The organism is Gilliamella sp. wkB108 (assembly GCF_001690195.1).
GTDB classification, from domain to species: domain Bacteria; phylum Pseudomonadota; class Gammaproteobacteria; order Enterobacterales; family Orbaceae; genus Gilliamella; species Gilliamella apicola_L.
Genome location: NZ_LZGM01000042.1, coordinates 1 through 11,510 on the forward strand (window position 1 = coordinate 1; position 11,510 = coordinate 11,510).

Annotated in this window: 6 protein-coding genes; 3 read left to right on the forward strand and 3 right to left on the reverse strand. The window is 32.3% G+C overall.

The window, feature by feature from the left end; all coding sequences use genetic code 11:
- Window positions 1–191 precede the first annotated feature (191 nt).
- Window positions 192–1,508, forward strand: coding sequence for a hypothetical protein (locus tag A9G11_RS04585; RefSeq protein ID WP_065618342.1), 1,317 nt, complete (start codon window positions 192–194; stop codon window positions 1,506–1,508).
- Window positions 1,509–2,754: 1,246 nt separating this feature from the next.
- The gene (locus A9G11_RS04590; protein WP_065618343.1) at window positions 2,755–3,630 is read left to right on the forward strand and encodes a type VI secretion system Vgr family protein; all 876 of its coding nucleotides are present in this window, start codon (window positions 2,755–2,757) and stop codon (window positions 3,628–3,630) included.
- Window positions 3,631–3,992: 362 nt separating this feature from the next.
- On the opposite strand, the gene A9G11_RS04595 is transcribed toward A9G11_RS04590, so the two are convergent.
- The 3 genes from A9G11_RS04595 to argS form a co-directional block, all read right to left on the reverse strand.
- Window positions 3,993–5,009, reverse strand: a complete 1,017-nt coding sequence (locus A9G11_RS04595; protein WP_218056049.1) for an amidohydrolase family protein — start codon at window positions 5,007–5,009, stop codon at window positions 3,993–3,995.
- Between the two features lie 857 nt (window positions 5,010–5,866).
- Window positions 5,867–8,206, reverse strand: coding sequence for a penicillin-binding protein 1C (pbpC, locus tag A9G11_RS04600; RefSeq protein ID WP_065618344.1), 2,340 nt, complete (start codon window positions 8,204–8,206; stop codon window positions 5,867–5,869).
- 83 nt (window positions 8,207–8,289) lie between these two features.
- The gene (argS, locus tag A9G11_RS04605; protein WP_065618345.1) at window positions 8,290–10,023 is read right to left on the reverse strand and encodes an arginine--tRNA ligase; all 1,734 of its coding nucleotides are present in this window, start codon (window positions 10,021–10,023) and stop codon (window positions 8,290–8,292) included.
- Between the two features lie 403 nt (window positions 10,024–10,426).
- Between argS and A9G11_RS04610 the strand changes: the two genes are divergently transcribed.
- Window positions 10,427–11,074, forward strand: a complete 648-nt coding sequence (locus A9G11_RS04610; protein ID WP_081298419.1) for a hypothetical protein — start codon at window positions 10,427–10,429, stop codon at window positions 11,072–11,074.
- Window positions 11,075–11,510: the final 436 nt, after the last annotated feature.

Sequence of the window (11,510 nt, forward strand, 5' to 3'; positions counted from 1 at the left end):
TATTAATTGGGGTGTTATCCCTTCATTTTAAACAAAAAATGCTAGCCAAATTACTTTTTCTAATTAACTATTTATTTATCATTAATTTTTTAGTAAAAGAATAAAATGTTTTTCTATAGTAACACTCTAATTAATTGTATATTATGCATAATATATAGAGAATTTTTTATAACTGATTGAAGGGAAATCATATGCGAATCGTTATAGCCGTTTTACTGATGTTATTTGTCGCCAGTTGTAGCCATACCCGAACTTTTGAGGAGGCTTATGCAGAAGGTTTTTACATGGAGAGTATAAATTTATTGGCAGCCGATATTGAAGAAAAAGGTTCAGCAAGGTTTAAGCAAAATGACGCTAGCCAATTACGCGATTTGGTTAATAAAGTCATGCTTAAGTACGAAACAGACTTATCTAATTATAAAAGTACCGATTATGATAATCGTATCGAGGCGTACGGTAAATTATTAGAAATGAGTAGACGTTTAAGTAATCGTTTTTATAGTCAAGAAGTTAGTTTCTTTTTAGATAAATATACTAGTTCAAAATTACAGGAAAATATAGCTAAAATTTATTATGAAGAAGGTAATTTAATCGTAGGTAATAATGGAGAAAGCTATAAAAGTAAAGCTGTTTTTTACCGAAAAGGATTTGAGGTTTATAACTATAAAGATATTGAAAAGTTATATAAATTGTACAAGACCAAATATATGCAAACAACAGCCAGAGAACTTTATGATGCAGGTAAATTGTATGCAAAACAAGGTGATTATCAGTTAGCTGCAATTCTCTTTGAAAATGTTATTCGAGTTTATAAACCACTAGGAAAATATAAAGACAGCGAAAAGCTAGCCAGATATTATAATAAATTAGAGCGTACTAATTCTGCTAAAGAAATGTATTCTAATGCTGAAAAAATAGCTAGTTCAAACTCTAGTCATTCTCAATATCGCAAAGCAGCAGAGGAATATAGTAGTGCCGCAAAGGTTTATAGGCCTTATGGACAATATCGTGATGCAGAAAGTAAAGCCTCCGATTATATGCGTAAAGGTAAAGTTAGGGTTTATTGTCGTTCTTCTGAATGTGAAAGTATTTTGAGCAGTGTTATTAGACAATATAACTATGCAGAGCTAGATTCAAACGCTGATGTTTACATTGATGTTAGTTCTTCAGTAGATTATTCAGATCGCGATGGATCTGTCACTAATGACAGTAAGACCGAAAGAGATCAAACATTCAATGTTAAAACAGAAACTTTAAAAAACAAATTAACGCTTACAACAGACATAAGAGTCAGTGGATTAATGAGCTATAGTAATTCTTTTAAAATTGAAAAAACTTCTTCACAAATTAATTATAGTTATTCTGGAGATGTGCCGAGTGGCTATTATGATCACAGTGAAGGTAATCTGAAAGATCAATATCAACTTTCTAATGAAGCGCGCAGTGAACAAGAATCTGAACTAAGAAATGAATTTTCCAGGATCTTTTCAGAAATAGAAAGATTATAGCAAAATAAAGCTATAGATGCTAAAACTGTAATTAAACAACAGAATTATAACCCAATAATGTTATTTATGCGTTATTGGGTTTTTATTAGCTACTAATATCAAAACTAGTAATATTCTTCTTTTCAAGTCGTTATCGTATTGAGTCGGAATTAATACAAATTATTTTTATATAATAAATAACGACATTAATATAAATAGGATTTATTTTGCTAGATTATAATCTAGTGCTAAAAATTGTTTTTTCTGCAATACTTTTTTATAGCCATTTTTTTGTATCTGTTTCAGTTACAAAGAATATAACGGAAATTTAAGTGGTATTATTTATATCACCATACACCTACTAACAATTTTCAATCAATAACTGCAAAAGCAGAATCATTTACGTCAAGTATGGTTAATATTCCTGTGTATTTGAAAAAGCACAAATCCTTTCTTGTGGCTTCTCTAAACGTAACATTCTATTGGATTTTTTTGTGGAGTAATAGCGATTATATGTTGTGCATTATTATTTCTTAATTTTTTTTTCAGACCATTATTAAAATATGAAAAGGTATTGTTAAACCTGTTTTGTATCTCTGGTTTTAGGTAATTATTTTTTTCATCAAAAGTGTTTGCCAGATTATGAAGAATAGAGGCCCATATGCTTGAATTCGAGGATACAACATATAGCAACTAAGAGATTTCTAATAAGGTTGATTTGTATAGAATTTACTGCATATTTTGTAAAAATTATTCAGGAGTCTATACCGTTTCATTTTTCTTTTTAACGCAACAAATAGCAACTAAGTGAGTTCTAACAAGGTTGGTTTTTATATAATTTGCTACATATTTTGTAAAAAATATTCAGGAGTCTATACCGTTTTATTTCTCTTTTGACGCAACAAATAGCAACCAAGTGAGTTATAGCAGGGTTGGTTTGTATATAATTTGCTATCTATTTTGTAAAAATTATTCAGGAGTCTATACCGTTTCATTTTCTTTTGACGTAACATTTAACCTACTATTTTATCTAAAAATATCAGGAAATATTGAATAAACAAATTCGTTATAACTCATTTAAATAATTGTAATAGGAATGTTAGATTATTTTGATCAGTTATCTCATTTCGAAAAAAATATCATTGAGTTGCTCAAAAAAACAGCGTATCTTTTAGGGAATACAGAGCTATATTTTGTAAGCAGAATTAATAAAACAATAAGGAAGGTCATGGTATTTAAAATGTAATCTAAATTATAAGGAACGGATATGAGTACAATAAATCAAGGACTCATGGATTTCGTGTCATTATTCAATGATTCTCAGAAAAACCAATATGCATTGACTATTGATGGTTTTGATATTAATGAGCAACTTTCCGTTTTTTCGCTTAATGGTGTAGAATCATTAAATCAACCTTGGCAGTATATTGTTAGTTTCACCTGTCAAAATAAACAAATTGATATTAATTCAGTCCTAACTAAACCTGCATCACTCACTTTCCTCCCACATAATAGTTTACCTAAACAACTCTCTCAATTTAGCGAGTTTGCACTGACTGAAAAAGCTAAAACGCTCTATGGCGTCATTACTGAGTTTAGTCTTTTGTCAATCAGTAAAGATGAAGCTCGTTATCAGGTTAAACTAGAACCACGTTTAGCATTATTGGCAAATCATCACCAGAGTGCGATTTACCAAAACCAAAGTGTGATTGATGTAGTAGAAGAAGTGTTACGTAATCATGGTTTCACCGGTATTGACTATCGATTAGAGCTAAAAGATGCCTACCCGATTCGTGAATTTATCACACAATGGCAAGAGAGTGACCTTACTTTTATTCAAAGATTACTGGCCGATGTAGGGATTTGGTTCCGATTTGAAACGCATCCTAAACACAATTGTGATGTTGTAGTGATAAGTGATTATGAACAGGGATATGAGAATGTCGGTAATATTGCCCTTAAGCCACCAAGTGGCATGAATGACAGTCAACAAAACAGCATTTGGAATTTACAATTTAGTAGCAGAACCAAACCCAAGCAAGTTAGTGTTAATGATTATAACTACCGTAGTGCCAGCATAATGGAAATATGGCAAAGAATAACCGACAGTATTCGGATAAGGGAAAGTTCGTTTGAAAATTAAGCAAAAGTATAGCGTTGAATATTGTCTAATAGTTTAGCAAGGTTCCTATGTTGACTATACGAGGGATATTCATAGGCCACTTTGACAATAGCTTTTTTATGAATATATTTTGATGTTCAAACATATCACTTTGCTTATAAATTTATATAGCGATAATGGCGATTATCGCTATACTCTATTACCTTACTAGCTTGTTGGAAGTTGTCAGTTGTTTTGTTAGTTTTAAAAATCTAATTCAAGTTTAATCATTTTGCAGCTTGATTTATTTATGAAACTCTTTTTGCATTAAAAAATGATTAACTATTTAATTAAATGCATATTATTAGTTATATCCTTGAAAATTTAATTTGCGCTAGTCTCTATTAATCTAACCCAAGTACCATTCGTCCATTTTTGGTTGCTACATTAACGACATTGTCTAAATCAGTATAACGACAACCAGTAACCAATAGTTTAAGTTCTTCCCACATATTGCCAGTTGAAAATGGTAACATATAGTCACTGACATTATCCGTTCCAATAGCAACCGGAATACCGGCAGCGGCAAGTTCATCTACTGGCGTTAATGAGTTTCGTGTCGGGCCTTGTTCTTCACGACGAGGGCTGTCGATCCAAGCGAAAGGACAAGCGATTACCATCATTTGAGCTTCTTTCATTTTTTTGTAGAGCTTTTGTCGATATGCTAAGCTGTGAGCTGTAATTGAAATACTGTGAATGGCGACTACTCGGCCATGCATGCCGTGTTCAAGGGTTTTGTCGGTGAGTTGTTCTGTTTCTATTTCATCTTGAGAATTAAACTGATCGACATGAACATGAACCATTTTTCCAAGCGATTTTCCTGTTTGCATTAATACATCTAAATGTTTAAGCCCCATTCCTTCACCATGATCACGTTCATCTCGGCGAGGTAAACCACCAATAATATCAACAAGATCTGCACCTTTATCAAACCAGTAACGCGCTTCTTTGTCGATAACACCTTTTAAGGTTTGATTGACTAATTTGATAATGATGTCTTTTTTATAGGTTTCTCTCGCTCTTAATGCACCTTTGATTGCTCTTTCTTGCGCAATAGGGTCAATATCCACAAATGATCCCATAGCACTGACTCCTTGTTCAATCATTCTTTCTACCGCCATACTGAAATGACGGTAATAATCATCTTCTGTCATGGCAGCTTTAACTTTGTCGAGCGTATCCCATTTTTCAATTAATGTTTGTTTTTGATAGACATCAAAACTATCTACGGTAATCGTAAAAGCTCGATCAGCATGCATATGAGCATTAACCCAACCGCCATTTTCTCTAATCTTATTCATTAAATAAGCTTTTAAGCTTTGATCTCGACTGGTTAATAACATTTTTTTATTATCTGTCATAATGTGCCTCTACGATTGGTTGATACTAATTTATTGTTAATATTGAAAATAATAGCTAAAAAAAATCCCCCTGAACGGAGGATAAAAGGTAATGTCAACAATTTCATTGTTTGAATTTGTTGACTTATAATTTGCCATAATTTAATACTCATTTTTGCTTGATAAACTGTGGGAATTTTAGCGAATTAATTTCTAATATCAAGTGCTAAAAAATAATAAATATATAAATAAATGAAATAGTTAAAGTATTATTTTTGAGATTTTCAAGCGTTAAATAATCATTTAAGAGATGATATGTTTTGCTTATTAGACTGTTGCTATAGTTAACTATCTATTAAATATAGATAATTAATCGTCCAAAAATCGAGACAAGTATCTGTTAAATCATATCGATATCTTAAATTTGATATTTAATTGAGGGAAATATCTTCAAGTTGTTTAAATTGATAAAATAACCTATATGGCTCACAATGAGTCACTTTTTAAGTGACTTCGGGTGTTTGATTTATCTTCACTCATTAGTTAATCAATTGATCTCTTTTAATAAATATTAATGCAGTTAGTGGTAGTGTTTCATTTGATGTTTAGTCATAGTTGCTATTTTTTAGGAAGGGTAAGTTCTTTATCGATATATGAGGGTAATTGTTGTATTAAACTAATGGCTAAATTAGTTTGCCATTAAATTTTAGTGAGTTTTTTGGGTTAACTATATGAAATACATGACAGAGAGTTAAAATTTATCAATTCCTATTATATTGAATATTGTTTAATAATGATGTTGACTAAATTACTAATTAAAGAACACTGATACTGATTAATTTGGCTAAAGTTATGTTCACTACCTTTATTTTACTAATCTAGTTACGCAGTTCGACTTTAATCGTTCTTGAATCACTTCTGCCCATGTCATCAAGCACTAAAATTTTAAATGTACCGCTCTCAGTTGGGATCCAATCTATTGATTTTCTTGGTTCTGACTGTCCCATAAAACTGTCGTTAACAAACCAAAAAAGCGATTTGACATCACCATCACTATTAGCAGTAAAACTGATTTGCTCATTTTTTTGTTTGGCTGGTCTGAATTGATATATCACATTTTTTAGTGGCGAAGTTATTTTTGGTGGTTCACCTAGGTAACTTTGTGAAGATGCACAATGACTGGTGGTTGGTGGCGCTTTTTTAGGTATACCTGCTTTAGCAAAAATAGCAGCTAAATCAGATGGCCAAAATTCAAAAACTTCGAGGTGAGATGTGGTTAAATCATAAGGAGGACAAACTGCTTTACCAGTTAGATTATCAACCATTATTGGTCTGAAAATGGTATCTGGCTTGATTGGCGATACACCCGGAATAAACCAGGTTTTGCCTTTCGCTTTGCACCATTTTGTCATTAAATTACCGCTGGTTAAGCAAATATCAACACGTTTTAAATTACTAGGAAGAGGGCGCTTAGGTTCACGTAAATTAGGATAATAAGCGTTAATACTATCGACGATATTAAAAAATAGTGGGGTTGCAGCATCAACACCTACAAAGGCGTTATTACCACTACCATCAAAATTACCAAGCCAAACGACCATCGCATAATTAGCAAAAATACCGGCAGTCCATGCATCTCTAAATCCCCAAGATGTACCAGTCTTCCATGCAACCGGAAGGGTATTTTTTTGCATTTTACTCAGTACATCTTGTGGTCGGGTATTTTGTTTTAACATATCTAGTGTCATAAAGGCAGCTTGGGGACTTAATATTTTTTCTGGTTTTGTTTGTTCAGTTGATTCCACAAACTTTAACGGTTGCCAATTACCTTGATTAGCTAGCATCGCATATAATCCCACCAATTCTTGCGAAGTTACTTCACCTCCACCCAAAACTAATGCTAGACCGTAATGAGATTCGTTAGCAAGTTTTTGAATGTGCGAATTGATTAAAAATTGATAAAATGTTGGTTGTTGTAATTTAGAGGCAATAGTTACTGCGGGTATGTTGCGACTGTGAATCAATGCATCAGTAGCAGAAATAGGACCACGAAAATTGTGGTCGAAATTTTCGGGGGTATAAGAGCCAAAATCGGTAGCTACATCTTTTAATATCGTTCGGGGATGTAAAATTCCTTGATCAATACCGAGAGCATAAATAAAAGGTTTTAATGTAGAGCCGGGTGACCGTTTTGCAAGTGTTCCATTAACTTGTCCTTGAATGATATTATCAAAATAGTTGGCTGAACCGATAAGTGCCTTCACTTTCATGGTTTGCGTGTCAACTAATATTACAGAAGCATTTTGGATCCCTTTTAAGCGATTTCGTTCGATAAACGTATTGAGTTGTTGTTCAATAATTTTTTGCAGATTGCTATCAAGTGTTGTTCTAATTTCTTCTGCATCGTTATTATTTTCTTGGATTATTTGGTTAACAAAATGAGGCGCAGCAAAAGGTAATCGTTCGGGTTGGTTTAAGATCAGTTTTTGGGTAAAAAGTGCCGTGATATTACTATCAACGGCATACTGTTCTTGCCAACGATCAAATAATTGATTTCTGGCTTTAACCAAGGCATCGCTTGCGATCCCTGTTTTACGGTCAATTCGAAAAGTGGGGGATTGGGGTAAGACGACAAGTGTCAAAGCCTCAGGTAAATTCACTTGTGATGCGGGTTTATTAAAGTAGATTAATGATGCCGCTCCAACACTTTCAATATTTCGACCAAAAGGCGCATAGTTTAAATAGGCTTCTAAAATATCATGCTTGGAATACATGAGTTCTAATTGGATTGCTCTAACGATTTGATGCAATTTACCCATAATAGTTTTGGTATTTAATCGCCAATGCATGCGGGCAAGTTGCATCGTAATAGTTGATGCTCCTTGACGATTTCCCCCGCCAATATAGGTCGCCCAGAAAGCTCGAGTTAAACTAAAGGGATTGATACCCAAATGGTAATAAAACCATTGATCTTCATGTAGTAATAAGCCATTTATGATATCAGGAGAGATCTCTTCTAGAGGTGTCCATAGACGATAGCGATCATCGCTCGCCAAGGTCATGCGAATTAAATGGTTATTATCATCATAATAGCGTTTTGAAAAAGTTAGTGATTCGGATAGAGGGGGATGAGGGTATAATCGAACAGCTATGATCGCCATCAATAAGAGCAGTATCGCCATGAGCTTATTTTGATGATGAATAATAAACTTTTTCATAACTTGTTAAAATGTTTCAGGAGCGCTATACGTTTTAATATAAAGTATCCACCGATAGGGATGGCTATCGGTGGAATTTCAAACTACATTTTTTCAACAGTTTTGATCCCTAACATATCTAAACCAATTTTTAATGTTTTAGCAGTTAAAGAAGCTAGTTTTAAACGACTCATTTTTAGACTTTCATTTTCCGCATTTAAAATAGGGCAGTTTTCATAAAAACTTGAGAATAGTGTAGCAATATCATACAGATAAGCACAAAGTACATGTGGTGTGCCTTCGGTTGCCACTGTTGAAATCGTTTCATCGAATTGAATTAATCGAGTTGCTAACGCTCGCTCTTTATCTGTTGCTAAACTAACTGTACCAATTAAATTATCTTCAGCGATATTGGATTTTTTAAATACTGATAATACTCGGGTATAAGCATATTGCAAGTAAGGCGCGGTATTACCTTCAAATGACAACATATTGTCCCAATCAAATACATAATCAGTAGTTCGATTTTTGGATAGATCGGCATATTTAACCGCACCAATAGCCACGGCATCAACTATTTGCGCCAGTTCTTCGTTAGATAATTCTGGGTTTTTATTGCGTATTAGTGATGTTGCGCGTTCAGTTGCTTCATCAAGTAAATCATTTAATTTAACTGTATCACCGGAACGAGTTTTAAATGGTTTGCCGTCTTTACCTAGCATCATTCCAAACATATGGTGTTCAAGTTTTAATGATTCCGGAACATATTTCGCTTTATGGGCAATTAGCCAAACTTGTTCTAAATGTTGATGTTGACGTGAATCAGTATAGTAAAGTATGCGTTCAGCATGTAATTGTTCATAACGATATTTAACACAAGCAATATCAGTGGTTGCGTAAAGATAACCGCCGTCACGTTTTTGAATAATTACGCCCATTGGTTCGCCTTCTTTATTTTTATATTCATCTAAAAAGACAACAATGGCACCTTCACTTTCAACAGCAAGCTTTTTTTGTTTTAGATCGGCTACGATACCTGGAAGCATACTGTTATATATACTTTCTCCCATTGTATCTTCTAATGTTAAAGTGACATTTAAACGCTTATAGGTCGCAATATTTTGCGTCATGGTAATATCAACTAGTTTGCGCCACATTGTACGACAATATTCATCGCCACTTTGTAGTTTTACCACATAATTACGGGCTTTTTCAGCAAAGGCTTCATCTTCATCGTAATGTTTTTTAGCGGCACGATAAAAAGATTCGAGATCAGATAACTCCATGTCGTTAGCATGCTCGTTTTGCATTTTTTCAAGATAGGCAATCAACATCCCAAATTGAGTTCCCCAATCGCCAACATGATTAGCACGAATGACATTATGACCTAGAAAACTTAGTACACGTACACTTGCGTCACCAATAATAGTTGAACGTAAATGACCGACATGCATCTCTTTAGCGACATTTGGTGCTGAATAATCAACAACAATGGTTTGTGGTTTAGCAGGTAAGGTAATATTTAGTTTATCACTATTTAAAGCGATTTCATTTTGTTCCGCAATCCAACTATCTTTAAGAAATATATTGATAAAACCCGGACCGGCAATTTCTACTTTATCAGCAATATCATTGATATCTAAATGTTGTAGTACTTGTTCAGCAAGCGCTCTTGGTGGCATACCCAATTTTTTAGCTGTGGACATAATACCATTAGCTTGATAGTCACCAAATTGTACTTTAGCTGATTGCTTGATTAAAGCATCACAGTTGCTATCTGCTCCAGCCATAATCATTGCCTGTGAAATACGTTGAGTTAGTAATTGTTGAATATTCACACTATACCTAATCTATTATAAGAAAAATGCCCCATATAATACCGATAAAGCGAGCAATTGTCACTGATCGGTTTAGCTAAGTAGTTATTAATAATACTTAGTATCAATTCATATCGTTACAAAGTTATTGGATAAATTTGATAAAGTAAATTATTCGCCGTTGTGATTAAATCGTTGTAAAGCATGAGTATTTATGTGTACTATTTTTTATCAAAAAAGATTACTATAAATGACTAAAAAGTTTTTAATTGGTTGGATCTAACAAATTTTTATAAAATAATTGAGTTTAAGTGAATGTGTTAAAGGTTACCGTCAATACATCAAATTAGTAATTTACACAGATAAAAATAAATTTGTTTACCACTTGTCTTTTAATATGATTATATAAAATATAGGGATATAAATGTTTTTACAAAAACTAGCTAAAGTAATAATCATGTTTTATTCATTATTTTTAGTCTCTTCATTTGGGGTATGTCTTCCTCACTCTTCGAATAACATACTGACTTTACCCATAAAGTCTTCTCAATTTTCAAAATACTATAAAGAAGTAAATCATGAGATTAAATTATTACCGAAATATTTAAAACAAGCTAAGGTATTTAAATCACACGAAATAGAGAGTAACCTCGAAGATGATTCATGGGAATCTGATCAATTTCAAGGTTATATTCGTTATTATGAGGTTGGCGGTTTTGAATTTGAAAATTATTATTATAAATTATTTATTTATAATTCATATGGTGAATCAGATACTCTTGTTTTGAATATTGAAATTAATAGTTATGATACTCAAGGGAATATAGTAGATAATTTGATTTTAGATAAACAATATTATTATGAAGATATAAGTTGTTTCACAAAATTTAAAATTAATACTGACTTCACAATTAATCTAACTAACTATGTCACCTATTATTATAAAGTTGGATATTATGGTGATGAAAAAGGATTAATTAAAAATCCAAAGCCACAAATTTATCTTAAACAAAAATATAAGATTAACCAAGGTCATTTTGAGTTAAAGGATTCAAAAGAGTTTGATTTATAATGAAATAATATTGCAAATATTCATACATAAAAAGTTTTGTACAATGAAACTAACCAAAGTGATATTTTTTAAATATCACTGATTATATTTTTTGTGGTTACGATTATTGTCAAAAGATCCATTTTAATCGGTTGTTTTGTAACAGTTAAATATCATATTGAAATAGCTGATGATCTAAATCATGTTCTGGGACTTATATACCCTGTTATTGATAGAGTAAGGACAGTAATTGTTTTTGATCTATTTCTTTGTCTTACATATTTTTTTAAAAGAAAGTGATAGGTAACAAAAATGATAAAATTGCTTCGTTAATTTATTTTGATGTTTTGTTTGTGGCTAAACATAACCTATATTCTTAATCCTCTATACCGCCTAATCTATTGGTAATTTTAAGCTTGATAATTAATTTAATAGATAATGTATATGTATTATCTAT

Excerpts from the sequence above, each read along its gene's own strand:
- pbpC (WP_065618344.1), bottom strand. The coding sequence starts at position 8,206 with ATGAAAAAGTTTATTATTCATCATCAAAATAAGCTCATGGCGATACTG.
- A9G11_RS04585 (WP_065618342.1), top strand. The coding sequence starts at position 192 with ATGCGAATCGTTATAGCCGTTTTACTGATGTTATTTGTCGCCAGTTGT.
- A9G11_RS04590 (WP_065618343.1), top strand. The coding sequence starts at position 2,755 with ATGAGTACAATAAATCAAGGACTCATGGATTTCGTGTCATTATTCAAT.
- A9G11_RS04610 (WP_081298419.1), top strand. The coding sequence starts at position 10,427 with ATGTTTTTACAAAAACTAGCTAAAGTAATAATCATGTTTTATTCATTA.
- A9G11_RS04595 (WP_218056049.1), bottom strand. The coding sequence starts at position 5,009 with ATGACAGATAATAAAAAAATGTTATTAACCAGTCGAGATCAAAGCTTA.